18 protein-coding genes, 2 pseudogenes and 2 riboswitches are annotated in these 25,995 nt (G+C 61.8%); of the genes and pseudogenes, 13 read left to right on the top strand and 7 right to left on the bottom strand.

Annotated features, from left to right (window positions below; genetic code table 11):
- Positions 1-346: 346 nt before the first annotated feature.
- The gene (locus J2Z31_RS25025) at positions 347-976 is read left to right on the top strand and encodes a MarC family protein (protein WP_209605765.1); all 630 of its coding nucleotides are present in this window, start codon (positions 347-349) and stop codon (positions 974-976) included.
- Positions 977-1,127: 151 nt separating this feature from the next.
- On the opposite strand, the gene J2Z31_RS25020 is transcribed toward J2Z31_RS25025, so the two are convergent.
- Entirely contained in the window at positions 1,128-1,652 is a 525-nt protein-coding gene (locus J2Z31_RS25020) for a single-stranded DNA-binding protein (RefSeq protein WP_209605762.1), read from the bottom strand.
- Positions 1,653-1,934: 282 nt separating this feature from the next.
- Between J2Z31_RS25020 and uvrA the strand changes: the two genes are divergently transcribed.
- The 4 genes and pseudogenes from uvrA (at position 1,935) to J2Z31_RS25000 (ending at position 10,563) form a co-directional block, all read left to right on the top strand.
- Positions 1,935-4,856, top strand: coding sequence for an excinuclease ABC subunit UvrA (gene uvrA / locus J2Z31_RS25015; protein ID WP_209605760.1), 2,922 nt, complete (start codon positions 1,935-1,937; stop codon positions 4,854-4,856).
- 61 nt (positions 4,857-4,917) lie between these two features.
- Positions 4,918-5,722, top strand: a pseudogene (locus J2Z31_RS25010) (DUF72 domain-containing protein).
- 712 nt (positions 5,723-6,434) lie between these two features.
- Positions 6,435-10,226 carry a vitamin B12-dependent ribonucleotide reductase gene (locus J2Z31_RS25005; RefSeq protein WP_209605758.1) on the top strand — a complete coding sequence of 1,264 codons (3,792 nt, stop codon included), beginning with the start codon at positions 6,435-6,437 and terminating at the stop codon, positions 10,224-10,226.
- A 175-nt stretch (positions 10,227-10,401) separates the two neighbouring features.
- Positions 10,402-10,563, top strand: a complete 162-nt coding sequence (locus J2Z31_RS25000; RefSeq protein ID WP_209605756.1) for a hypothetical protein — start codon at positions 10,402-10,404, stop codon at positions 10,561-10,563.
- 64 nt (positions 10,564-10,627) lie between these two features.
- On the opposite strand, the gene J2Z31_RS24995 is transcribed toward J2Z31_RS25000, so the two are convergent.
- Together J2Z31_RS24995 and J2Z31_RS24990 are read right to left on the bottom strand one after the other, a co-directional pair.
- A complete protein-coding gene (locus J2Z31_RS24995) occupies positions 10,628-10,843 on the bottom strand; it encodes a GcrA cell cycle regulator (RefSeq protein ID WP_209605754.1) in 216 nt (71 codons plus the stop codon).
- A 428-nt stretch (positions 10,844-11,271) separates the two neighbouring features.
- The gene (locus tag J2Z31_RS24990) at positions 11,272-12,171 is read right to left on the bottom strand and encodes a LysR family transcriptional regulator (protein ID WP_209605752.1); all 900 of its coding nucleotides are present in this window, start codon (positions 12,169-12,171) and stop codon (positions 11,272-11,274) included.
- A gap of 114 nt (positions 12,172-12,285) precedes the next feature.
- Here J2Z31_RS24990 and J2Z31_RS24985 point away from each other — a divergent pair, with 114 nt between their 5' ends.
- Genes J2Z31_RS24985 through J2Z31_RS24970 form a run of 4 tightly spaced genes read left to right on the top strand, consistent with a single transcriptional unit; the run spans position 12,286 to position 16,015 of the window.
- A complete protein-coding gene (locus J2Z31_RS24985; protein ID WP_209605750.1) occupies positions 12,286-13,368 on the top strand; it encodes a 4-oxalomesaconate tautomerase in 1,083 nt (360 codons plus the stop codon).
- A 45-nt stretch (positions 13,369-13,413) separates the two neighbouring features.
- The gene (locus J2Z31_RS24980; protein WP_209605748.1) at positions 13,414-14,415 is read left to right on the top strand and encodes an ABC transporter substrate-binding protein; all 1,002 of its coding nucleotides are present in this window, start codon (positions 13,414-13,416) and stop codon (positions 14,413-14,415) included.
- A gap of 12 nt (positions 14,416-14,427) precedes the next feature.
- Entirely contained in the window at positions 14,428-15,258 is an 831-nt protein-coding gene (locus J2Z31_RS24975) for an ABC transporter ATP-binding protein (RefSeq protein ID WP_209605746.1), read from the top strand.
- Positions 15,242-16,015 carry an ABC transporter permease gene (locus tag J2Z31_RS24970; protein ID WP_209605744.1) on the top strand — a complete coding sequence of 258 codons (774 nt, stop codon included), beginning with the start codon at positions 15,242-15,244 and terminating at the stop codon, positions 16,013-16,015. The genes J2Z31_RS24975 and J2Z31_RS24970 overlap by 17 nt, the downstream gene beginning before the upstream one ends.
- Before the next feature lie 141 nt (positions 16,016-16,156).
- Here the strand turns inward: J2Z31_RS24970 and J2Z31_RS24965 are convergent, their stop codons facing one another.
- The 3 genes from J2Z31_RS24965 to J2Z31_RS24955 form a co-directional block, all read right to left on the bottom strand.
- Positions 16,157-16,912 carry a helicase gene (locus J2Z31_RS24965; RefSeq protein WP_209605742.1) on the bottom strand — a complete coding sequence of 252 codons (756 nt, stop codon included), beginning with the start codon at positions 16,910-16,912 and terminating at the stop codon, positions 16,157-16,159.
- A 51-nt stretch (positions 16,913-16,963) separates the two neighbouring features.
- Positions 16,964-18,757 carry a polysaccharide biosynthesis/export family protein gene (locus tag J2Z31_RS24960; RefSeq protein ID WP_209605740.1) on the bottom strand — a complete coding sequence of 598 codons (1,794 nt, stop codon included), beginning with the start codon at positions 18,755-18,757 and terminating at the stop codon, positions 16,964-16,966.
- Positions 18,758-19,302: 545 nt separating this feature from the next.
- Positions 19,303-19,734 carry a CHRD domain-containing protein gene (locus tag J2Z31_RS24955; protein ID WP_209605738.1) on the bottom strand — a complete coding sequence of 144 codons (432 nt, stop codon included), beginning with the start codon at positions 19,732-19,734 and terminating at the stop codon, positions 19,303-19,305.
- Positions 19,735-19,967: 233 nt separating this feature from the next.
- Between J2Z31_RS24955 and J2Z31_RS24950 the strand changes: the two genes are divergently transcribed.
- Positions 19,968-20,384 (top strand): hypothetical protein, encoded by a 417-nt coding sequence (locus J2Z31_RS24950; protein WP_209605735.1) that lies wholly within the window; start codon positions 19,968-19,970, stop codon positions 20,382-20,384.
- 52 nt (positions 20,385-20,436) lie between these two features.
- Here the strand turns inward: J2Z31_RS24950 and J2Z31_RS29450 are convergent.
- Positions 20,437-20,961 (bottom strand): annotated as a pseudogene (locus J2Z31_RS29450) (copper chaperone PCu(A)C); the annotation flags it as partial.
- Positions 20,962-21,351: 390 nt separating this feature from the next.
- Positions 21,352-21,439: riboswitch (glycine riboswitch) on the top strand.
- Positions 21,440-21,516, top strand: a riboswitch (glycine riboswitch). It abuts the riboswitch before it with no gap.
- 66 nt (positions 21,517-21,582) lie between these two features.
- On the opposite strand from J2Z31_RS29450, the gene gcvT reads away from it, so the two are divergent.
- Genes gcvT through gcvP form a run of 3 tightly spaced genes read left to right on the top strand, consistent with a single transcriptional unit; the run spans position 21,583 to position 25,964 of the window.
- On the top strand, positions 21,583-22,722 hold the full coding sequence (gcvT, locus tag J2Z31_RS24940) for a glycine cleavage system aminomethyltransferase GcvT (RefSeq protein ID WP_209605731.1): 1,140 nt from the start codon (positions 21,583-21,585) through the stop codon (positions 22,720-22,722).
- A 15-nt stretch (positions 22,723-22,737) separates the two neighbouring features.
- Positions 22,738-23,100 (top strand): glycine cleavage system protein GcvH, encoded by a 363-nt coding sequence (gcvH, locus tag J2Z31_RS24935; protein ID WP_209605729.1) that lies wholly within the window; start codon positions 22,738-22,740, stop codon positions 23,098-23,100.
- Positions 23,100-25,964, top strand: coding sequence for an aminomethyl-transferring glycine dehydrogenase (gcvP, locus tag J2Z31_RS24930; protein WP_209605727.1), 2,865 nt, complete (start codon positions 23,100-23,102; stop codon positions 25,962-25,964). Before gcvH ends, gcvP begins: the two co-directional genes overlap by 1 nt.
- Positions 25,965-25,995: the final 31 nt, after the last annotated feature.

The following is a 25,995-nucleotide window of genomic DNA, read 5'->3' as shown; positions in this document are numbered from 1 at the left end:
TCTGAGGCAATCATGCGCCAAGCGTGCAGGCCCCCGCAGATTCTCCTGCATCAGATTGCTGCAGCGAGACACGCAGCCACCCAGAGTTGCCGCGCCAATGCCGGTTGCAGCGAAAACCCTTAAGCGCGAGGTCGGTTTAAGCCATTGCGGGGCGCTTGGCTACTGCATGTCCTTGGAATCAACCTCGAATTAGGAACAAAGACAGGCAGCAACTCAAAGTGCTACAGCGACCTTTGCGCGTCCGAATGGACGCGCCGCCGTGGCCGCCACTTCCCAAAAGCGTCTGGCTTGCCTAACAATGCGGCTCGACAACCGGGACCATCCGGAAATCCGTAGAGGGGAACGGATGTTCGACATCGATCTCTTGATCAACGCACTGACGACGCTGCTCGTGACGCTGGACCCGCCTGGGCTTGCGCCGATCTTTCTCAGCCTCACCGTCGGCCTCAGCCGCGACCAGCGTTTCCAGGTTGCGACGCGCGGCTCGCTGATCGCTTTCTTCATCCTTGCGACATTCGCCCTTTTCGGTGACGGAATTCTGGGCTTGCTCGGCATTTCGATCGGCGCGTTCCGGATCGCCGGCGGCCTGCTGCTTTTCTGGATCGCCTTCGAGATGATCTTCGAGCGGCGCCAGGAGCGAAAGGAAAAGACGGGTGAAACGGCGGTCACCAAGGATCACATCCACAATATCGCCGTCTTCCCACTCGCGCTTCCGCTGATCGCCGGTCCGGGGGCGATCTCGGCCACCATTCTTCTCGGCAGTTCGTTTCCCTCCGTCGTCGAACGCGTGCAGCTCCTTACCGTCATCGCCGCCTCGATGGCGCTTTTGTTTCTGGCGCTGGTGATCGCCGAACGGGTCGATCGTTTCCTCGGCGTCACCGGCCGTGCGATCCTTACCCGCCTGCTCGGCGTGATCCTCGCGGCGCTCGCCGTGCAATTCGTAATCGACGGTGTACGTTCGGCATTTCGGATCTGACCGCGCAGAAAGTGCGACGGCCTTTGCGCGTCTTATCAGACGCGCAAAGGCCGCTGTATCACTTTGAAAATGTCTTTAGTCTTAAATCGAGGTCGATTTAAGGAGACATGCAGTAGGCGGGCCGAATGAATGTCAATCCACACGCGGACGATCAGAACGGAATATCGTCGTCGAGATCGCGCGAGAAATTGCTGCCGCCCTGGTTCGGCTGCCCACCGGAGCGTCCGCCTGAGGACTGCCGCGGCTGGTCGTAGTCTTCGTAGCCGCCACCACCGAAGCCCCCGGCGTAATCACTGCCGCCGCGGCCTGCGCCGCCACCCTCGCCCCGACCGTCGAGCATGGTCAGCGTCGAGTTGAAGCCCTGCAGCACAACTTCGGTCGTGTAGCGGTCATTGCCGTTCTGGTCCTGCCATTTGCGCGTCTGCAACTGGCCTTCGATGTAGAGCTTGGCACCCTTCTTCACATATTGCTCGACGACCTTGCAAAGACCCTCGCTAAAGACGACGACATTGTGCCATTCCGTCTTCTCGCGGCGCTCGCCGGAATTGCGGTCGCGCCAGCTTTCTGAGGTTGCGATACGCAGATTGGCGATCGGACGGCCGTCCTGCGTACGCCGGATTTCCGGGTCGGCCCCGACATTTCCGATCAAGATCACCTTGTTGACGCTACCAGCCATCTCGCTTTTCCCGTGCTTTCCGCCGGGCCGCCGGCCCGGCATTCAAAATTGTAAGAGCGCGCATCTTAGCGATCACTCGTTATCGATACGCCCCGCGCCGCGCATAATCCACAGCTGAATTACCAGCTTAGCCGCCATATTTGTTCTTTTTTTGTTCTATAGAAGCCTTATTATCCTGTCAACCGAATCGCAATTGACCCGCCTCCTAGTCGATTGCGCCTCGACATGGGCGCAGTCGTCATTACATAGGGGGCTTTCGACGATGTGCAAAGCTGGCTTCCGATGAGCGAACTCAAGACCATCTCCATTCGCGGCGCGCGCGAGCATAACCTCAAGGGCATCGACCTCGACCTGCCGCGCAACAAGCTGATCGTGATGACGGGACTTTCCGGGTCTGGAAAATCCTCGCTCGCCTTCGACACGATCTATGCGGAAGGACAGCGCCGCTATGTCGAGAGCCTGTCGGCCTACGCCCGGCAGTTCCTCGAGATGATGCAGAAACCGGATGTCGACCAGATCGACGGGCTTTCGCCGGCAATCTCGATCGAGCAGAAGACGACCTCGCGCAATCCGCGTTCAACCGTCGGGACCGTCACCGAGATCTACGATTATCTCCGTCTGCTCTTTGCCCGCGTCGGCGTGCCCTACTCACCGGCCACGGGCCTCCCGATCGAGAGCCAGACTGTCAGCCAGATGGTCGACCGCGTGCTGGAATTCGACGAAGGCACGCGCCTTTACATCCTGGCGCCGCTCGTGCGCGGCCGCAAAGGCGAGTACAGGAAGGAACTCGCCGAGCTGATGAAGAAGGGTTTTCAGCGCGTCAAGGTCGACGGCCAGTTCTACGAGATCGCTGACGTCCCGGCGCTCGACAAGAAGTACAAGCACGACATCGAGGTCGTCGTCGACCGCGTCGTCGTCCGGCCGGATCTCGCCGCCCGCCTCGCAGACAGCCTCGAGACCAGCCTGACGCTTGCCGATGGCCTGGCGATCGCTGAGTTCGCTGACCGGCCGTTGCCGCCGGAGGAAACCGCAGCTGGCGGATCGGCCAACAAGTCGCTCAACGAGACGCACGAGCGCGTACTTTTCTCGGAGAAGTTCGCCTGCCCCGTCTCCGGCTTCACCATCCCCGAAATCGAGCCACGGCTTTTCTCTTTCAACAATCCGTTCGGCGCCTGCACGACCTGCGACGGTCTCGGCAGTCAGCAGAAGATCGATGAGGCACTGGTCGTTCCGGAGCCGAACAGGACCTTGCGCGATGGCGCCATCGGGCCATGGGCGAAGTCCACCTCGCCCTACTACAACCAGACCCTCGAGGCCCTGGGCAAGGTTTTCGGATTCAAGCTCGGCAATCGCTGGAGCGAGCTTTCAGCGGAGGCGCAAAAGGCGATCCTCTACGGCACGGAAGAGAAGATAACCTTTCACTATCAGGACGGCGCTCGCGCCTACAACACGACCAAGACCTTCGAGGGCGTCGTGCCCAATCTCGAGCGACGCTGGAAGGAGACCGACAGCGCCTGGGCCCGCGAGGAGATCGAGCGCTTCATGTCGGCCGCGCCCTGCCCCGCCTGCGCCGGCTATCGGCTGAAGCCGGAAGCGCTCGCCGTCAAGATCAACGAGCTGCATATCGGCGAAGTCACCGACATGTCGATCCGGGCCGCGCGCGATTGGTTCGAGACACTGCCGCAGCACCTCAGCACCAAGCAGAACGAGATCGCAGTGCGGATCCTCAAGGAGATCCGCGAGCGGCTGCGTTTCCTGAACGACGTCGGGCTTGAATATTTGAGCCTCTCGCGCAATTCCGGAACGCTTTCCGGCGGCGAAAGCCAGCGCATCCGCCTCGCCTCGCAGATCGGCTCCGGCCTGACCGGCGTGCTCTACGTGCTCGACGAGCCGTCGATCGGGCTGCACCAGCGCGACAACGCCCGCCTTCTCGACACGCTGAGGCATCTGCGCGACATCGGCAACACGGTGATCGTCGTCGAGCATGACGAGGACGCGATCCTGACGGCGGACTACGTCGTCGACATCGGACCGGCGGCCGGCATCCACGGCGGCGAGATCGTGGCCGAAGGCACGCCTTCGGAGATCATGGCCAGCCCGAAGTCGCTGACCGGCAAATATCTCGCGGGCGAGCTTTCCGTTGCCGTCCCGAGCGAAAGACGCAAGCCGAAAAAGAAAAAGGAAATCACGGTTGTAGGCGCACGCGCTAACAATCTGAAGAATGTCACGGCATCGATTCCGCTCGGTGTTTTCACCGCGGTTACCGGAGTTTCGGGCGGCGGCAAATCCACCTTCCTCATCGAAACGCTCTACAAGGCGGCCGCTCGGCGCATCATGGGCGCGCGCGAGAATCCGGCCGATCACGACCGCATCGACGGCTTCGAGCACATCGACAAGGTGATCGACATCGACCAGTCGCCGATTGGCCGTACGCCGCGCTCAAATCCGGCGACCTACACCGGTGCCTTCACGCCAATTCGCGACTGGTTCGCGGGGCTGCCGGAGGCGAAGGCGCGCGGCTACCAGCCGGGCCGCTTCTCCTTCAATGTCAAGGGCGGTCGCTGCGAGGCCTGCCAGGGCGACGGCGTCATCAAGATCGAGATGCACTTCCTGCCCGACGTTTACGTGACCTGCGACGTCTGCCATGGCAAGCGCTACAACCGCGAAACGCTCGATGTCCATTTCAAGGGCAAGTCGATCGCCGACGTGCTCGACATGACCGTGGAGGAAGGCGTCGAGTTCTTCTCGGCGGTGCCGGCAGTGCGCGACAAGCTGGTGACGCTCAATCAGGTGGGACTCGGCTATATCAAGATCGGACAGCAGGCGAACACGCTATCGGGCGGCGAAGCGCAACGCGTGAAGCTCGCCAAGGAACTGTCGAAGCGGTCCACCGGGCGGACACTCTATATCCTGGACGAGCCGACAACCGGCTTGCATTTCCACGACGTAGCCAAGCTTCTTGAAGTTCTGCATGAGCTCGTCAACCAGGGCAATTCCGTCGTCGTCATCGAGCACAATCTCGAAGTCATCAAGACAGCCGACTGGATCATCGATTTCGGCCCCGAGGGCGGCGACGGCGGCGGCGAGGTCATCGCCAGGGGTACGCCGGAAGACGTCGTCAAGGAGCCGCGCTCCTATACCGGTCAGTTCCTGAAGGAGCTTCTCGAGCGCCGGCCGATGAAGAAGGTGGTGGCGGCGGAGTGATCGGCCGCGAACCGTGCACGTCGAGAATGAGCGGCCCTGGCTGAGAGCGGAGGAGGAGACGATGGCAGCAACCGGAAAAATCCGCGTCGGTATCGGCGGCTGGAATTTCGAGCCATGGGAGGCAAGTTTCTACCCTGCCGATCTTCCGAAGAAGCGGCAGCTTGAATATGCCGGCAGGGAGCTGCGCGCGATCGAGGTCAACGGTACCTATTACAGCTCGCAGAAGCCGGAGACCTTCGCCAAATGGGCAGCAGAGGTTCCGGATGGCTTCGTCTTCTCGCTCAAGGCCAGCCGCTACGTGACGAACCGCAAGGTGCTTGCGGAAGCCGGCGATTCGATGGAGCGTTTTCTCACCCAAGGCTTGACGGAATTGGGCGATCGCCTTCCCCATCCTCTGGCAGCTCGCGCCGACCAAGAAATTCGAGCCGGACGATTTCGAGGGATTCCTGAAGCTGCTGCCGGAGAAGCAGGACGGCTTGACGCTCCGCCATGTCGTCGAAGTCCGCCATCCTTCTTTCCAGGTGCAGGATTTCGTGAAGCTGCTCGACAAGTACAGGGTGGCGGTCGTGCTCGCCGAGCACGAGGATTATCCGATGATTGCCGACGTGACCGCAGACTTCGTCTATGCCCGCTTGCAAAAGGGCAGCGACGAGGTGAAGACCTGCTATCCGCCGGACGGTCTCGACCGTTGGGCAGAGCGGCTGAAGACCTTTGCCGCCGGCGACGAGCCGGACGGCTTGGAGAAGAGCGCGCCTCAGCGAAAACCTGAAAAGGCGCCACGCGACGTCTTCGCCTTCTTCATCAGTTCGGGCAAGGTCAACGCGCCGAACGGCGCGAGGGAATTGCAGAAGCGCGTGGAGGGCTAGACCGGGTTTGCGCCCTCGGAGCCGAATCACTTCGTCCCCTGTCGCAGCGTGATTCACATGCCGTAACGTTCCCCGAGTGCTGCGGAGAAGCTTGAAACTTCAAATGTGCCGTCACCGAATCACAGGCGCTCACCACGGTTTCGGTTTCGGTGCAATCGCCGGTGGCGTGGAGTGTTGCTTCTTTACCTGTTTTTTTACCCCTGAAAAATCTGGTCGCGCGCCGGTCATTTCGGCTCTGTTGCAGGCAATCAACGGAAGCCCCTGATTTTCAAGGGCTTGGCTGATGTCCCCGTTTTCCACAATCCGTCCACACAAGATGTAGCGTTCAAAATTGCGTCACAAACCACCCCTTGACGCTGAGCGGCGATTCACGGTTAATGGATTGCAAGTTGCGACGGCGGCGAACCGGAAAGTTGAGAGGCCGGTTCATTTCCACAAATCGTCGGTTCCGGCATGCGATCGAGCGGGTGATGCCGCCTGGCCGCAGTGGGAATTCCTGCGCGATTTTTCGGGGCGCCGAAGCGACATTCAGGCTGGCGTAAACAACCTGTTAATACTATATTTAGTGTTTGCAGCCAGCATTATCACAAGATACAGGAGCACCCAGGTCTGGGTTTCCTTGAGAGAACGGAAGCTGGAAGCTGGCTGCGAGAGACCTCGCGGCCGGGCGGGGTTAACTGCGCCTTGGCGCATGGCAACAAAGGACGGGACAATGAAGATCGAACGCCGGTTCACCAAGGCAGGGCAATCCGCCTATGCCGAGATAGAATTCCGCAAGGCGACGAGTGAGATCAAGAACCCGGACGGCTCAATCGTTTTCCGTCTTGAGAACATCGATGTGCCGGCGCAGTTCTCCCAGGTTGCCGCCGACATCCTCGCGCAGAAGTATTTCCGCAAGGCGGGTGTCCCTTCAAAGCTGAAGCGCGTCGAGGAAAACGACGTACCCTCCTTTCTCTGGCGCTCGGTACCGGACACCGAAGCGCAGAAGGCGCTGCGGAAGGAGGAGCAATTCGGCTCGGAAACCGACGCTCGCCAGGTCTTCGATCGCCTTGCCGGCACCTGGACCTATTGGGGCTGGAAGGGCGGCTATTTCGACACGGAAGAGGATGCCAGCGCCTTCCGAGACGAGCTTGCCTATATGCTCGCCACCCAGCGCGTCGCGCCGAATTCGCCGCAATGGTTCAATACCGGCCTGCACTGGGCCTATGGCATTGACGGTCCCGGCCAGGGCCACTTCTATGTCGACCCCTTCACCGGCAAGCTGACGAAGTCCAAGTCCGCTTACGAACATCCCCAGCCGCATGCATGCTTCATCCAGTCGGTCGCCGACGACCTCGTCAACGAGGGCGGCATCATGGATCTGTGGGTGCGGGAAGCGCGTCTGTTCAAATACGGCTCCGGCACCGGCTCCAACTTCTCACAGCTTCGCGCCGAGGGGGAAAAGCTGTCGGGCGGCGGCAAGTCCTCCGGCCTCATGAGCTTCCTGAAGATCGGCGACCGCGCCGCCGGCGCCATCAAGTCGGGCGGCACGACGCGCCGCGCCGCCAAGATGGTGGTCGTTGACATCGACCATCCGGACATCGAGGAATACATCAACTGGAAGGTCAAGGAAGAGCAGAAGGTTGCCGCGCTCGTCACCGGCTCGAAGATCGTCGCCAAGCACCTGAAGGCTATCATGAAGGCCTGCGTCAATTGCGACGGCAGCGACGATGCGTGCTTCGACCCCAAGCAGAACCCGGCCTTGAAGCGCGAGATCCGCGCCGCCAAGCAGGCGTTGGTGCCGGAAAACTACGTCAAGCGCGTCATCCAGTTCGCGCGCCAGGGCTACAAGGATATCCAGTTCAAGACCTATGACACCGACTGGGATTCGGAAGCCTATCTGACGGTCTCCGGACAGAACTCCAACAACTCCGTCTCCATCAAGGACGACTTCCTGCGCGCGGTCGAGGCCGACGGCGACTGGCACCTGACCGCCCGCAAGGATGGCCGGGTGATGAAGACGGTCAAGGCACGTGACCTCTGGGAGTCGATCTCCTATGCCGCCTGGGCTTCCGCCGATCCGGGGCTGCACTTCAACACGACGATGAACGACTGGCACACCTGCCCGGCGGCCGGCCCGATCCGCGCGTCGAACCCGTGCTCGGAATACATGTTCCTCGACGACACGGCCTGCAACCTCGCTTCGCTCAACCTGATGCAGTTCAAGGATGCGGCGACCAAGCGGATCAACATCGCCGACTACGAACATGCCGTCCGCCTCTGGACGATCGTGCTCGAAGTCTCGGTGATGATGGCTCAGTTCCCGTCGCGCGAAATCGCCGAGCTCTCTTATGAGTACCGCACGCTCGGCCTCGGCTATGCCAATATCGGCGGCCTTCTGATGTCGTCGGGCATTCCCTATGATTCGCCCGAGGGACGCGCCATCGCCGGCGCGCTGACGGCGATCATGACCGGTATTGCCTATGCGACTTCGGCCGAAATCTCAGCCAAGCTCGGCCCCTTCCCCGGCTTTGCGCCGAACCGCGACAACATGCTGCGCGTGATGCGCAACCATCGCCGCGCGGCGCATGGCGAGACCTCCGGCTACGAGGGCCTGTCGGTCAACCCGGTCGCGCTCGTCCACGCCGATTGCCCGGACCAGGATCTGGTCGCGCATGCCAAGAGCGCCTGGGATCAAGCCGTCGAGCTCGGCGAGAAGCACGGCTACCGCAACGCCCAGGCGACGGTGATCGCGCCGACCGGCACGATCGGCCTCGTCATGGATTGCGACACCACCGGCATCGAGCCCGATTTTGCGCTGGTGAAGTTCAAGAAGCTCGCCGGCGGCGGCTATTTCAAGATCATCAACCGCGCCGTGCCCGAGGCGCTCAGAACGCTCGGCTATTCGGAGAGCCAGATCGCCGAGATCGAGGCCTATGCGGTCGGCCATGGCAACCTCAACCAGGCGCCGGCAATCAATCCGACGACGCTGAAGGCCAAGGGCTTCGCCGACGAGAAGATCGATGCGGTGAACGCGGCTCTCAAATCCGCCTTCGACATCAAGTTCGTCTTCAATCAGTGGACGCTCGGCGCCGACTTCCTGAAAGAGACGCTGAAGGTCAGCGACGAACAGCTCGCCTCGATGGACTTCAACCTGCTCGAGCATATCGGCTTCTCCAGGAAGGACATCGAAGCCGCCAATATCCACGTCTGCGGCGCGATGACGCTCGAGGGTGCGCCGTTCCTGAAGGCCGAGCACCTGCCGGTCTTCGATTGCGCCAATCCCTGCGGCAAGATTGGTAAGCGCTACCTTTCGGTCGAAAGCCACATCCGCATGATGGCGGCTGCCCAGCCCTTCATCTCCGGCGCGATCTCCAAGACGATCAACATGGCGAACGAAGCGACCGTCGAGGATTGCAAGAACGCCTATATGCTTTCCTGGAAGCTCGCGCTCAAGGCGAACGCGCTCTACCGCGACGGCTCCAAGCTGTCGCAGCCGCTCAACGCTTCGCTGATCGAGGACGAAGACGAGGAAGAGGCAATCGAAGAGCTGATGCAAGCGCCGGCCGCCGCACAAGCCGTCGCCATCACCGAGAAGATCGTCGAGCGCGTCATCGAGAAGGTGGTGCGCGCCCGCGAGAAACTGCCGAACCGCCGCCAGGGCTATACCCAGAAGGCCATCGTCGGCGGCCACAAGGTCTATCTGCGGACCGGAGAATTCGGCGATGGGCGCTTGGGCGAGATCTTTATCGACATGCATAAGGAAGGTGCCGCCTTCCGCGCGATGATGAACAACTTCGCAATCGCCATCTCCCTCGGCCTGCAATATGGCGTGCCGCTCGAGGAATATGTGGAGGCATTCACCTTCACCAAGTTCGAGCCGGCCGGCATGGTCCAGGGCAACGATGCGATCAAGAACGCGACGTCGATCCTCGACTACGTATTCCGCGAACTCGCCGTCTCCTATCTCGGCCGCCACGATCTTGCCCATGTCGACACGTCCGATTTCAGCAACACGGCGCTTGGCCGCGGCATACAGGAGGGCAAGACCAATCTCGTATCGACCGGCTGGACCCGCGGCTACAAGCCGACTCTCGTCGGCGGCTCTGGCGAGCGCTCCGAGCCGAAGGGCGCTTCCACCGCTGCCCCCGCTCGCTCCTCGATCGGCGCCACCGTCACCTCGATCGCCGGCAATGCCGTCCGCAAGCTGGAGCCGGCAACGGCTGCGGCAAGCTCGGAAGTCGTCGCCTTCAAGCGCGACTACGAGGAGCGCGCCGCCGAGCTTGCCGAGGAGATCGCCGGTGAGGTCGAACAGGAAGTGACCGCCCTCTTCTCCGACAAGGCCGCCGCGGAAGCCGCTGCCGCCAAATCGGAGGCGAAGAAGGTCGAAGCCGAGCGCCGCGCCCGCTCGATCATGCAGGGCTATACCGGCAACATGTGCTCCGAGTGCCAGAACTTCACGATGGTCAGGAATGGCACCTGCGAGAAGTGCGACACGTGCGGTGCCACGAGCGGGTGCAGCTGATTAGAACCACCAGCCGTAGCAGCAGCATACATATAGGCGCATCACCGCCAACAACGCTCCAGCCCGAAGGAGACCTCGGGCTGGACCAAAGAAGAACCTCATAAGAATGAGATAGACTGACCGCTCCGAATGCCGCAACTTCTGCTGCATCTGACGAATCAGAATCGGAGAAACTATGGCCCTTATACGTCTGATCGCTGCCGCATTGACGGTTGCGGCCCTCGCGGGATGCGCCAGTACCGGCGACGGCAACACAACTTATGCGCAATGGTACGGCCCGAACCCCGTTCCCGATTTCGGCGCGTCGAGCCCCGGCGGCCTGCGCGTATCTTACTGACGAGTAACCGCTTGGTCGAAGGGCAGAAACCGCGGCTAATCTTGCCGCGCTTCTTGCCCTTTTGTCAGTCGCCGTGTCCGCCCCTCTTCTGCAGCAATCTCGCCTTGTGGTGCGGGCAATATCTTCCATTGGTCTTTGCCGCGCAGAAGAGATACGGGCCGCCGCTGTTGATCGGCCAGATGCACTCGCCGGGCTGCAGATCTTCCAGCCGCTTGGCAAAGGGCAGTCGCTCCGTGTCGTATCGGCTTGCAGGGGCGAATTCTGTTTCGAGCTTGTTCATTGAAGATGCGGTGATGTTCTGCGCTGGTTCGATCAGCCGGGAAGCAGCGTGACGACCATGATCGCCGACACCACCGCGAGCGCGGCAATGACCGCGATCAGTTCGATCATCATGAAACGCTGCATGTCGCGACGCATGGCTACGTCCTCCGCGCACTTGCGAGGACAAGGAAAACGTTTGAACGTCGCAAAAGTTCAAAATCGCAGGAATCGCCGGTACTTGGAAGCAGTGGCTCCGAGCGGCCGTGCGTGGCCGCTATGCGGAGGTCCAGGCGAGACTGGCCCTGGCGCAGCTGTGCTCGCCTGGCGATCCGGTGGTGCGGACAGCTATCTGATCCATCGGACGATAGCTGCGATTGTGATGACGGCGAGTTTCTGCAGTCTATCGCGTGGCGACGCAACGAACGGCTGTCGATTTCTTAGCGCCTCTTAATCACTTCCCCATACATCTATCAGCATCTTGAGAAATCGCTCTGCCGCCGGCGACAAGGTGCCGCCACGACGGCGAACCACGCCGATAGTGCGTGATATCTCGGGATTGCGGATTGGGCGGGTGATCAGAAATGGATGGTCTTCTCGCGGGGTTGCCATTCTTGGCAGCACCGAAATCCCGAGGCCTGCCTCGACCAACCCGAGGGAGGTGGATAGATGGGTTACCTCGTAGAACCAGCGAAGCTTGATATTCGATTTTGCCAGTGCCGCGTCGAGCAGCGTTCTGTTGCCACTTGATCGATGAACCGTGATCAGATGATAGGGCTCCAGTTCCGCCCACCCGACCCATGGCTTTGCTGCAAGAAGGTGATCCTTGCGCGCTGCAAGCACGAACGGGTCTTCCGCGAGCCGCTCGAAGGTGAGGTCCGGATCCGACGTGCCCATGATGTTTATTCCGAACTCCACCTCCCCGCGTGCGACGGCTTGCAGACCGTCGGTCGCCGGCAAGTCGAGGATACGAAAGCGGATGTTCGGATATTCCTCATTGAACTGTCGGATGACGGTAGGCAGGAAGTAGAATGCCGCGGTGGGGAGGCATGCGATTGTCACCAATCCGCCTCGATTGGGTCCAACGTCACGGACAGCAAACAGTGAGCCATCGAACTCCTCCAGCATGCGTCGGACAAGTGGCACAAGCTCTGTACCGAGAGCCGTCGCGGATACGTGCCTGGTTGTCCGTTCCAAGAGAGGCGCTCCGATAACCTGCTCCAGTTTTTGAATGCGGCGGCTCAACGCGGGCTGTGACAGGTGCAAGGCGTCGGCGGCGCGATGAAAACTCTCCAACTCTACGACGCTCAGGAAGGCTCGCAGATCAAGGATTTCGCAATTAATGCTCATTCCGCATCAATCCCCCGATTCTTAGCATTTCACAAATAAACGCCTCTTCCGATAATTGGATCAAATAGCGCTGATTAATACGGCGATGACATAATTCGGGCGGAAGCACAAGCGATGAACGACCTGTTGGCGATCCCTTGCGTACTGATGAGAGGCGGCACCTCGAAGGGTCCCTTCTTCTTGGCCAGCGATCTTCCCGCGGCTGCCGGTCAGCGTGACAAGATCCTGCTGTCCGTCATGGGCTCGGGCCATCCGTTGCAGATAGACGGCATTGGTGGCGGCAACCCCGTCACGAGCAAGGTGGCTATCGTCGGGCCCGCCAGCATTCCTGGCGCCGATGTGGACTATCTCTTTGCTCAGGTGCGGGTCGACCAACAGATTGTCGATACCTCCCCAAACTGCGGCAACATGCTGGCTGCGGTCGGCCCGTTTGCCATCGAGGCTGGACTTGTGCCGGTTCGTGGAGAAACGACGCTCGTGCGGATCCACAACGTCAACACCAGCAAGCTGATCGAGGCCGAAGTTCCCACTCCGAACGGCAGCGTCTCCTATCTCGGCGAAGCTGCAATTGACGGCGTGCCCGGCCGGGCGGCGCCGATCGCATTGACCTTCATGGACGCAGCCGGGGCGCGTACCGGTCAGCTCTTTCCCACAGGCAAGCCAATCGACTTGATCGATGGTGTGGCCGTCACCTGTATCGACTGCGCGATGCCGATGATTTTGATCGAGGCAGACTCGATCGGCGCGTCCGGCTTCGAGTCCGCGGCTGAACTCAATGCTGATCAGGAACTGCTGGGACGGCTGGAAAAGCTGCGCATCTCTGCTGGCGAACGGATGGGCCTTGGAAACGTGTGCGATCAGGTAACACCGAAGCCGGTGCTCATTTCCCCGGCAAAGTCGGGAGGCGACATCAGCGTACGGTATTTCATGCCGCATCAATGCCATCCATCGCTCGCAACCACAGGCGCCGTAGGGATCGCCACCGCCTGCATAAGCCAGGATACGGTCGCTTCGCTTCTACTGGGCGGTCGTACCCCTCCAGTTGTTCTTTCCATAGAGCACCCAAGCGGCCACCTGGATGTCAAACTCTACGAAAGGGACGGCAAAATCGTCGCCGGAATCCTTCGCACCGCCAGGCGGCTGTTCGAAGGACATGTATTCGCAAAACCTGTCACGCAACTGGGTTGCGCGGCATAATGATCGTGGCCGCCGGGAGGGCGCCACCAACAGGAGGAGAATATCATGCGCAAGCTCATGCTCGCCCTCGCGGCAACCGTCGCCTTTGCCGGTTCCGCGTTCGCGGATACCGTCCGCATCAGCGTCGGCTCTTACAACCTCAACAATCTTCCCTTTCCGGTCGCCCAGGGGCTCGGCCTTTACGAACAGGAAGGCCTGGAGGTGACCGTCGAAAACTTCGCGTCGGGCGGGTCCAAGACGCTTCAGGCGCTTGTTGCCGGCTCGACGGATATTGCCGTCGGCTTCTACGACCATACAATCCAGATGCAGTCGCAGAAGAAGGCTGTCGTGGCCTTCGTGCAGCTCGCCCGCAATTCCGGGCTAGTGCTGGCTGGCGGCAAGAACAGCACGTTCGACCCTGAAAAACCGGAAACGATCAAGGGGGCAAAAGTCGGGATTACCTCGCCGGGCTCGTCTTCCGATTTCTTCGTCCGCTATTACCTGCAGCGCAACGGCTTGTCCGCGGACGACATCTCGCTGATCGGCGTTGGGTCCGGCTCTGCGGCCGTCGCGGCCCTTGAACAGGGCAAGGTCGACCTCCTCGTCAACTACGATCCGGCAGCGACCTTCATCGAGGCCAAGGGCGTCGGCAAGATCCTGATCGACGGGCGCAGCGACGAGGGTGCCAAGGCGATCTATGGCGGGATCTACCCAACCTCCGTCCTCTATGCCACGCAGAGCTATATCGAGGAAAATCCCGAGACGATCCAGAAGGTCACGAATGCGACGGTCAAAGCGCTCGTGTGGATGAACAGCCACTCCGCGGAAGAGATCGTCGACAAGCTGCCGAAGGAGTTCATCTCCGGCGATCGTGACACCTACATCAAGGCGGTCGAGAACGCGAAGGCGATCTTCTCAAAGGACGGGCATATCCACGACGAGGATATCAAAACTCCGCTCGCCGTCCTGAAGAGCTTCAACGAAAAAGTCGCCGCGGCTGAAATCGACCTTACGAAAACCTACACGAACGAGTTCGTCGGCAAGGTCCCGAACGTCGCCGCCAACTGACAGGAGGAGGTCATGGCATTGGCCGTAGTAAAACCCGCACCGCCGACGGACAACCCTCATCAAGCAGAGTCGATGGTTTCCCTCGAGTCGGTGACCATGGCCTTCGGCGCCTACGTAGCCGTGCAGGATGTGAACCTGAAAGTCTCCGATTGCGAGTTCCTCGCCATCGTTGGCCCCACCGGCTGCGGCAAGAGCACAATACTCAATGCGATTGCCGGCCTGCTGAAACCTGCAAGTGGCACCGTATCAATCGATGGTCAGCCGGTGAGCGGGATTCAGAACGACATCGGTTATCTATTCCAGCAGGATGCATTGCTTCCGTGGAAGACCGCGATCGAGAACGTTGAGCTCGGTCCCATGTTCAAGGGTGTCGGTGCTACCGAACGTCGCGAGCAGTCGATGAGATGGCTGGCGAAGGTCGGACTCAAAGGGTTCGAGCATCGCTATCCGCATCAGCTTTCAGGCGGTCAGCGCAAGCGCGTGCAGATGGCCCAGGCTCTGATCACCGGCCCCAAGGTCATCCTGATGGACGAGCCCTTCTCGGCGCTCGATATCCATACCCGCCATCTGATGCAGAACGAGCTATTGCGGCTTTGGCAGGAGGAACGGCGCGCCGTGGTGATGATCACACACGACCTCGAGGAGGCGATTGCCCTCGGCGATCGGGTCGTGGTGCTTGCCGCCGGTCCGCGATCGAGGGTGATCGACAGCTTCCCCGTCGATCTTGAACGCCCGCGCGACGTCGCTGAAATCAAGCTCGATCCACGCTTCATGGATCTTTATCGCAACATCTGGTCATCGCTGCGCGGCGAAGTGGAGAAAAGCTATGAACGCCATGACTGAACGCTTAATCCAGGTGGTGCTGCTGGTGGCACTTGTCGGCGGTTGGCAGCTGGGTGTCGCGGCAGGCGTGATCGACGTCTTCTTTTTCCCGGCGCCGGTCGACATTTTCAACCAGGTTATCTCCTGGGTAATGGACGCCAGCTTCTATAGCCATGTGGCGATCACCCTGACGGAAACCGTGCTCGGCTATCTGGTCGGAACGGCACTTGGCGTGGCGGCAGGCGTCTGGCTCGGCCTCAGCCGTTCGGCCGCGCGCATACTGGACCCTTTCATCAAGGGCTTGAACGCGATCCCCCGAGTCGTGCTTGCGCCAATCTTCGTGCTCTGGCTCGGCCTCGGTCTATGGTCCAAGGTGGCGCTGGCCGTGACGCTCGTGTTCTTCGTCACCTTCTTCAACGCGATGCAGGGCGTCCGTGAAGTGAACCCAGTGGTGCTGTCGAACGCCCGCATTCTCGGTGCCAAGCGGTCGGACCTGCTTCGCCACGTCTACTTCCCCGCAGCGGCAAGCTGGATTCTGTCTTCGTTGCGCACTTCGGTCGGCTTTGCCGTCGTCGGGGCGATCATCGGCGAGTATCTCGGTTCCTCCGCCGGGCTTGGCTATCTGATCGCTCAGGCGGAAGGCAATTTCGATGCAGTCGGAGTCTTCGCAGGCATCCTGATCCTTGCGATATTTGTCTTGATTATCGACAGCATCCTGGACGTCGCCGAGAAGCATCTCATCAAGTGGCGACCGAGCGCTTCCGATAGGCCTGCGTGAGATCATCAGCGGCAATTGAGAAGCCTATTCACAAGCGCTCTCCCTTCGCCCAGAAGGGAGAGCGCAGGCGTTCTGCACACTCACTAAGCTTGTCGACCTTCCGGCCTCGTTTAAGGTCCCGTTCCCCTTAGCAAGCTTCGCCTAGATCACCGCGATGACCTTGCCGGACGAATCGAGGCGACACCTGATTCGCGCCTGACGGACCTCAATACCGTCTTGACCTGCATAGTCTATTCTGACGGCAAGCGGGGCGGTGAGCGCCCCATTGCGATGTCGGAGCAGGGAACCGGCGCTTGCGGCACGCACACGCACGGCGCCGAGCGGCGACGCAGCCGACGCAATCGCCTTCCGGCAGGCGCCAACGACTGTGCTTGGTGTCCCCGGAACCGTTGCAATCGTCAACTGCAGGCGGATGGGATAGGCCCATTCGCCTCGGTCATGTGCGGCTCGCTTTTTCTTCCACGGCCGAAGGCCGGGCGGCAGATCGATCGATGCTCGCAGGCTCTTTGCCGAAGCTGCGGGGGTGATCGTGTTGGCACCGCCACGGCCTGCTACTCGAGGCCCCGAGGCCCGGCCGCCAGAAGCCTCGTCGCCCTTGGCTTTGCCCTTACCCTTCGACGACTTGCCCTTCGGACCGGAGCCTCCACCTCCCTTACCGCCGAGATTGCCGCCGGCCTCAATTTTGGATTCACCCTTCTTGCCGCGCGAGGCGCCTCCTTTCACCCCACCTACTCCGTCTGCGTCCGCGCCTGTTTCTGCCGAGCTGCCGTTTTTGCTGATCTCCACCCCAGCACCGACGCCAACCGGGCCGACCTTGGTGCCAAAACCTAAGGCAAGAGCCGACGCGGGCCCGATCGCGACTGCGATCAAGAACGTGGCTACCAAGTGCTTACGCATCGTCTGGCTCCTCATCTTGGGCCAAGCAAGCCCCGAAATACGCTTTGCACCTTACCAAAGGCCGCGAATCGGTGACTGCCTGGGAAGCAGCGAATCCGGGAGCACAATCGGCACCGATCGATCGGGCCGGGGCGGCTTGGCGAGCTCCACCTTGCGGATATCCGCTGCCCCACGGTCACGGACCGGCTTTTTCTGCTTTCGCGCCACGGGCCTGGCATGCTCACTGGCGCGATCGTCGGCGCGTCCGCTTTGTTCTTGCCCAGTGCTTGCTTTGCGGGGACGGGCTTTCTGCTTGGAAACGTCGCCTCCCCCGCGCTCCAGGGCAGGCCGGCGGCCATTCAAATTGTCGCGCTCTTCCAGCGCCTGGCTCTGCGCCGCCGAACTCGCGGCCAATTCCTTCATTGCAGCGTCGCGTTCCTGGCGCGCTATTTCGAGATCGCGCGCAAGCGCTCTTGCCTTCTCGCGTTCCAAGTCGAGCGCCTCACCAGCCCGGCTTGCCGCAAGCTCGGCAAGCGCTCCAGCCTGCAAGGCGGCCTGTTTTGCCGCCCGCAACTCGGCGCGGGCTTCCAAGGCCGATCGGCGAGCGATCGCGAGAGCTCGTTCATGGCCGGAAAGCTTCTGCCGCGCCACTTCAAGGGCCTGCGTGGCGTCTGCCAGCGACGCCTCCGCAGCATTGCGCGCCCGTAGCGCAGCAGCCTTTGATTGCATCGCCGCATCCGTCGTGGCCGCCAGACGCTCGAATTCGCGCCGAACGATCCCCAGCTCGCGCGCGAGCCCTTCGGCTCTCCGGCGCTCATTTGCCAGGGCCCGTCCTTGTTCAGCCGCCATGGCGGCAGCCGCTCGCGCCTGCGCCCGGCCGTCGTCTGCGGCACGCCGCGTCGCCTCGAGGTCGCCTTTGGCCACCGCCAAATCGCTACGGAGAATCTCCTCACGCTCACGGCCGGCCAAGAGCGCGCCGCCCCTGAACGCGTCGAGTTCCTTGCGCGCTGCGAGGAGCTTTGACTCCAACTCGGCGCTCTTGGCCCGTTCGCGCGTGGCCAACTGGCGAGCCTCGTTGACCTTGGCGACCGCGGCATCCAGATCTCGCGCGGTGTTCGCTTCCTGCTCCAGTCGAGTCTTGGCGGCTGCGAGACCGGACCGGGCAGCATTGAGTTGCTCCGTCACGGCGGCGACGCGTTGACGCTCCGCAGCGAGGCGGCGGTCGCGCCCTGCGGCAGCGTCGCGAGCAGCCTGGCGCACTGCACGCGCCTCCCCGCGAGCCTTGTCGAGCTCCTTGCGAGCGGCGGCCAAATCACTGAGCAAAGCGTCCACCCGGGATCGTTCATATCCCGGGTGCTCCGTTGCCGGCCGAGGCCCGTCGACCCGGGTAGTCGCTGGCGATGATGGCACTTCTGCCGCCGGTTCTCGTCGCTGGACCTTGGTGACCGGACGTTGGTCGCTGCCGCTCCGAGCTTGCAAGAGATCGGCTATCAACTTCGCCAGTTCACGCTCGCTCAGGCCTGCCGCAGTTACGCGTCCGATTACCGGAAGCTCGACCGTGCCACTTGCCCCGATCGTAAAGGCGTCGTTGAGCAGCCTCGCCTCGGCTACGCCGCCGAGCAGGGTATGCCATCCGGAAACGCTTATCTCCACAGTGTCTTGCGGGGCGAGTTTGTCGTCAGTTGCTGTCTCCCCATTCGCGGGAGATCCAAGCAGCATCATGATGAGGCAGAACGGAACCAGCCTGAGCATTGCCCCGAATGACGTCTGGCGCGAGCGATGACATGGAACCGCCGCGGTGCGCCCGTCGCTGCGGAAAAATGCCGGCCTGTCGCACGTGGCCTCAGGGCTGTTTACACGATCCATAACTGATCCTTCCGAACACACGCGACTTGCAAGCAAGTCGTGCGCGCACAGCGCTGATGATCTGCAAACATAAAGATCAGGATAGCAAAGCTGGTTCGCAGCGGTGAGTTTCAATTTAGGTTAGCGGTATTCGCTAATTTCCTTAGCCCGCCTTCATCACCTAACCGCGCTACTTCCTTAGCGCCCCTCGTAACCTAGCGGCGCTACTTCCTTAGTCTTATCTTTGTGAGCGACCTTCACGCGTCTGAAAAGACGTCTGGCGCTGTAGAAACGGCGCTTCACCGAGGAGCCACAATGCCTTGGTAATACTCGCCCTCGCCGCCGACGAACACCTTCCCCGACTGGCACGCCGCCAGTGTTACCAATGCGAGCAACATCAAGATCTTACGCATCGAATCGTCGTCCTTCCCCACGGCCTTGACGATTATTGATATTCTGACACCCACGCGAGATCAAATCTCTTGATAGTGATCGCGCCCCGGCTCCGATCGGCATGAAAAGGGCGAGCCTTACGCCCGCCCTCGCTCACTCCCTCTTGTCCCGCTCTATTCAGCCTTCATGACCTGGCCGCGAATTTCCCCGTCCGGGTGGGCTGCAGTGTGAAGGTTTACATAGAGCCGCCCTTCCGTGAGCGCCGAGGCCTGGGTCTCGTCCAGCGTTGCCTCGCCCTTGGAGAGCGCCGAGACTTCGATCGGCACGACGGGTGGCGCGTTCTCGCCCGGCGCGGCAGGACCGTGGAAATGCGCTGCGGTTACATCGCCGCTGAGGCCCGAATGCTCGATGGTCCAGGAGAGGTTCTTGCTTTCGGTATCATAGGTGATGTCGGCCGTTCCCGTCGCACTGGTTTCGACCGGCGGTACCTCCTCACTGCCCTTGAGTTCCGCCTTGAACTTCATCTCTTCTGCGAGGCCGACCGACGCTGCCGCGAGAAAACCCATCACCGCGACGACACCGATCTTCATGGCTTTCGGTAGCATGCTTCGTTCCTCCGGATTTTACCGGCCCGGTTCCGCATGGCGCTTCACCTGCCGTGGGGTACATAGATAACGCGCGTACAACCGGAGGCCAGAGGCGAACGGCGCGCCGATCGCATTTTCCAGTTCCCGGCATAAGTTTCGCTATTTGCATAAAATGCGACCCCCAGCCTTCATCGGTCCTCAAGCGGCGTCTGGCAGAGAGGAAGAAGTACTCGCAACTCCGGGGTGAAAGGGTGACCCAGGTCGTAACCGTATCCGCGACGACCGCGGCTTATGCGGCGGAGGCCGCCAAGCCGTCCGCCCGGCCGCGCGGCAACGGCTCCACCGACGAAGCGCTGGCGCTTCTCTCACCCCGCCGCAAGGAGGCGGTGGCGGCGGCCGCGGCGAGCATGCCGGCGGCGACGAAAGGTGCGCTGGCCGTGGCACTGATGCTGATGAGTGCCGAAAGACGTCCGCCACAGGAGAGCGCCGCCGAAACTTTGCGTCACTACCTCGAATACCAGCCGGACGAGGAAAATGGCCAGCGACGGGAGGAGGCGCGGGACGAGCCGCGTGCAGCGGAGGGCCGAGCCGAAGGGACATTGATCGAGCAGGAGACCGGGAACGAAGAGGGTGCAGCGTTCCTCGACGAGTTCATTCAACGGGACTGATATTCGAGTGGCGCGGGCCGAGGTGAGCACCGCGCGCTTCGTTCATCCCGCGCTAGTTGTGCTGGTGTTCGCTTGACCCGCCTGCGGCGGTGCCGACCGGCAGCGCAAACTCCACTTTGCCTGCCCTTTCGAATATCAGGGTAACCGGCACGCTGTCGCCTTCGGCGAAAGGCTTTACCACTTCCATGAACATCAGGTGCAGCCCACCGGTCTTCAATTCCACAGTCTGACCGGCTGGAATGACGATGCCGTTCTCGAGCTTCCGCATCTTCATGACGTCGTTCTCCATGGTCATTTCGTGCAGTTCGACCCGGCCCGCGGATGGGCTCTCGACCGCGACCAGCCGGTCGTCGGCATTGCCGTTGTTCTTGACGGTCAATCCGCCGCCACCCACCTTCGCACCCGGCGGCATAGCCTTGGCCGCGCCGGCGGAGATTTCAAGATCGCCGGCTGAAACCGGCTCTGCTACGTGCTGCTCGTCCTCATGCGTATGGCCGGCGTGTTTGCCGCTCGCGACAATCACCCCGGCTGTTGGGGCGGATTTCCGGGAATGGACGTCGTGCCCCGGTTGCAGAACCGTCCTGACGTTGTCTTCGCCGGGCGCAGTGGAGGTTTCCCCATGCGCATGCGCCATGCCCACAACAAGGCTGACGGCGGCGGCGAGAATGGCAGATGTGTTGCTGATCATATCGTCGTCTCCGAGCCACGCGCTCTTCAGATCATGGGCTTTCGTGGCCATGCCGCAAGGCGGCAGTGAATTTGAGGTGATGGGCTCAGGGCGAATTGCGAGACGGCCGGCCGACCGCGCAATGGCGGCAGCAAGCCTCGGCTCTTCGTAACCCGCGACCCACGACATTTGCAAAGGCCGAATTGCCGCAGGCGATCGATGCCCAAACCTCCGCGACAAAAATTTGTTCGGTCGCGACATTGGCCCTTGCCAAAATCCGGGCTTCGCCGTTATCTGGAGACGATCTTGTTGGGAGAAACCGGTTCGATCCGGTGCCGAAGGAGCAACCGCCCCGGAAACTCTCAGGCCAAAGGACCAGCGGGATACCGGTAAGGACTCTGGAGAGAAGCGTCTTACGCTCGCCGAAGGGATAACAATCTCAGGCAAAGGGACAGAGGGGGCTCGAATTTGTCGGCGCCAGGCGCCGGTAGTGTGAGCCGGTGCAAGACGCGCCAGACCTGGAGGCCGGATTTGGAACCTACCCCCCGCTTGAAGCATACGCCATTGCACGCGCTGCACCTTTCGCTCGGCGCGCGCATGGTGCCATTCGCCGGATACGAGATGCCGGTGCAATATCCAGACGGTGTGCTCAAGGAACACCTGCACACCCGCGCGGCCGCCGGCCTCTTCGACGTCTCCCATATGGGGCAGATCGCGATCCGCCCGCGCTCCGGCCGCATCGCCGATGCGGCTCTGGCGCTGGAAAGGCTGGTGCCGGTGGATGTGCTTGGCCTTGGCGAAGGCCGCCAGCGCTATGCGCTTTTCACCAATGACGACGGCGGAATCCTCGACGATCTGATGATCGCCAACCGGGGCGACCATCTCTTCCTCGTCGTCAACGCCGCCTGCAAGGACGCAGACTTCCAGCACCTGCAAAAAGGTCTCGGCGACACCTGTCTGGTGACGATGCTGAATGACCGGGCGCTGATCGCGCTTCAGGGCCCTCGTGCCGAAGCGGTGCTCGGCGAACTCTGGGCCGACGTCGCTTCCATGCGCTTCATGGATGTCGCGGAAGCGGACCTCCACGACGTTGCCTGCGTCATCTCCCGCTCCGGCTATACCGGTGAAGACGGCTTCGAGATTTCCATTCCCATCGCCTCCGCGGTGGACGTGACTCAACGCCTGCTCGAGCATCCCGACGTCATGCCGATTGGGCTCGGTGCCCGCGATTCGCTCCGACTCGAGGCCGGCCTCTGCCTTTACGGAAACGATATGGACACCTCTACGACGCCGGTCGAAGCGGCACTCGAATGGGCGATCCAGAAGAGCCGCCGCACGGGCGGCGAGCGCGCGGGCGGTTTTCCCGGCGCGGATCGGATTCTAGCTGAACTCGCCAACGGGACGAGCCGGCGGCGCGTCGGACTGAAGCCGGACGGACGCGCGCCGGTGCGCGGCGGCGCGAAACTGTTCGCCGATGCCGAAGGCAGATCGGCAGCGGGCACCGTCACGTCCGGCGGCTTCGGCCCGAGCGTCGATGGTCCGATCGCCATGGGCTACGTCGACGCCACGCAAGCGGGAAATGGCACGAAACTCTTTGCCGAGGTGCGGGGCAAGTACCTGCCCGTCACGGTCACTGCCCTGCCCTTCGTCAAACAAACCTACAAACGCTGATCAGGAGAAGCGCGCATGCTGAAATTTACCGAAGAACACGAATGGCTGAAGATCGAAGGCGGCGTTGCGACGGTCGGCATCACCGAACACGCAGCCGGCCAGCTCGGCGATCTCGTCTTCGTGGAACTGCCTGAGGTCGGCGCGAACTTCTCCAAGGGCGATTCGGCCGCGACCGTCGAATCGGTGAAGGCCGCATCCGACGTCTATTGTCCGCTCGACGGCGAAATCGTCGAGGTCAATCAGGCGATCGTCGAGGACCCGGCGCTCGTCAACAGCGACGCGCAGGGCGCCGCCTGGTTTTTCAAGCTGAAGCTCGCCGATCCGAGCTCGGCCAATGCCCTTCTCGATGAAGCGGCCTATAAGGAGCTCGTCGGCTGATGAGTATGCCGAAAGATTTCACCTTTACCGACTACAAGCCCTACGACTTTGCTAATCGCCGCCATATCGGCCCGTCGGTTACCGAAATGGAGGAGATGCTCAAGGTCGTCGGATATCCGAGCCTCGACGCGCTGATCGACGACACCGTTCCAGCGTCAATTCGGCAGAAGACGCCACTTTCCTGGGGCGCGCCGATGACCGAGCGGGAAGCACTCGACAAGCTGCGCGAGACGGCAAATCGCAACGAAAAGCTCGTGTCGCTGATCGGCCAGGGCTATTACGGCACGATCACGCCGCCGGTGATCCAGCGCAACATCCTAGAAAACCCGGCCTGGTACACGGCCTACACACCCTATCAGCCGGAAATCAGCCAGGGCCGGCTCGAAGCTTTGCTCAACTACCAGACGATGGTCTGCGATCTGACCGGCCTCGATGTCGCCAACGCATCGCTGCTCGACGAGGCAACGGCGGCGGCGGAAGCAATGGCGATCGCCGAGCGCGTCGCGAAATCCAAGTCGAAGACCTTTTTCGCCGACGAGAATTGCCATCCGCAGACGATCGCGCTCTTGAAGACGCGTGCTGAACCGCTCGGATGGGAGCTCGTCGTCGGCGACCCCTTCAAGGATCTGGATGCCGCCGGCGTCTTCGGAGCCATCTTCCAATATCCCGGCACCTACGGCCATGTCCGCGATTTCACCGACCTCATTGCGAAGCTGCACGAGCAGGGCGCGATCGCCGCCGTCGCCGCCGATCCGCTGGCATTGGCGCTGCTGAAGTCCCCGGGCGAGATGGGGGCGGATATCGCTGTCGGCTCGACGCAGCGTTTCGGCGTGCCGGTCGGCTATGGTGGCCCCCACGCCGCCTATATGGCGGTCAAGGATGCCTACAAGCGCGCGATGCCCGGCCGCCTCGTCGGCGTATCGGTCGATGCACGCGGCAATCGCGCCTACCGGCTGGCGCTGCAGACGCGCGAACAGCACATCCGTCGCGAAAAGGCGACGTCCAACATTTGCACCGCCCAGGTCCTGCTCGCGGTCATGGCGTCGATGTATGCCGTCTTCCACGGGCCGGATGGGATCAAGGCGATCGCCCAGAGCGTGCACCAGAAGACGGTACGGCTTGCCATGGGTCTCGAGAAGCTCGGCTACAAGGTCGAACCGGACGTCTTCTTCGACACCATCACCGTCGAGGTCGGCAAGCTGCAGGGCATCATCCTGAAGACGGCCGTTGCCGAGGAGGTGAACCTCCGCAAGATCGGCACGACCAGGATCGGCATCAGCCTCGACGAGCGCTCGCGACCGGTCACCCTCGAAGCGGTGTGGCGCGCCTTCGGCGGCGATTTCAAGGTCGAGGAGTTCGACCCGGACTACCGGCTGCCGGAGGAATTGCTGCGCACCAGCGAATATCTCACCCATCCGATTTTTCACATGAATCGCGCCGAGAGCGAGATGACGCGCTATATGCGCCGCCTCGCCGACCGCGATCTGGCACTTGACCGGGCTATGATCCCGCTCGGCTCCTGCACGATGAAGCTCAATGCGACGGCGGAAATGCTGCCGATCACCTGGCCGGAATTCTCGGAGATCCATCCGTTCGTCCCGGTCGACCAGGCGCGCGGCTATCGCCACATGATCGAAGACCTGTCGGAGAAGCTTTGCGCGATCACCGGCTACGACGCGATTTCGATGCAGCCGAACTCGGGTGCGCAGGGTGAATATGCCGGTCTGCTCGCGATCCGCGCCTACCATATCGCCAATGGTAACGGACACCGCGACGTCTGCCTCATCCCGACCTCCGCGCACGGCACCAATCCGGCCTCGGCGCATATGGCCGGGATGAAGGTCGTGATCGTCAAAGTGAGCGATGCCGGCGAGATCGACATGGACGACTTCCGCTCCAAGGCCGAGCAATTTGCCGACACCCTCTCCTGTTGCATGATCACATACCCGTCGACCCATGGTGTGTTCGAGGAGAATGTGCGCGAGGTCTGCGACATCGTCCACAAGCATGGCGGCCAGGTCTATCTGGACGGCGCCAATATGAATGCCATGGTCGGGCTTTCCCGCCCCGGCGACATCGGCTCGGACGTCAGTCACTTGAACCTGCACAAGACCTTCTGCATCCCGCATGGCGGCGGCGGCCCGGGTATGGGGCCGATCGGCGTCAAGGCGCATCTCGCGCCGTTCCTTCCCGGGCATCCGGAGACGTTCGGGCGCGAAGGCGCGGTTTCGGCCGCTCCCTTCGGCTCGGCCTCGATCCTGCCGATCTCCTGGAGCTACTGCCTGATGATGGGTGGCGAAGGCCTGACCCAGGCGACCAAGGTGGCGATCCTCAATGCCAACTATGTCGCCGCGCGGCTGAAGGGCGCCTATGACGTGCTCTACAAGTCCGCGAAAGGCCGCGTCGCGCATGAATGCATCATCGACACACGCCCGCTCGCCGAAAGCGCCGGTGTCACCGTCGACGACATAGCCAAGCGGCTGATCGACTGCGGCTTCCATGCCCCGACCATGAGCTGGCCGGTTGCCGGCACGCTGATGATCGAGCCGACGGAATCGGAGACGAAGGCCGAACTCGACCGCTTCTGCGATGCGATGCTGGCGATCCGAGAGGAGGCCCGGGCCATCGAGGAAGGCCGGATGGACCGGGTGAACAATCCGCTGAAGAACGCGCCGCACACGGTGGAAGACCTCGTCGGCGAATGGGACCGGCCCTATACGCGCGAACAGGCCTGCTTCCCGCCCGGCGCCTTCCGGGTCGACAAGTACTGGTCACCGGTCAACCGTGTCGACAATGTCTACGGAGACCGCCATCTCATCTGCACCTGCCCGCCGATCGAAAGCTACGCGGAAGCGGCGGAGTGAAGTCCGGGGGCGTGCCGCGGGCATGCCCCTG

Origin of the sequence: Sinorhizobium kostiense, from assembly GCF_017874595.1 — a bacterium.
Lineage (GTDB): Bacteria > Pseudomonadota > Alphaproteobacteria > Rhizobiales > Rhizobiaceae > Sinorhizobium > Sinorhizobium kostiense.
This window is presented reverse-complemented; position numbering and strand designations above follow the sequence as displayed.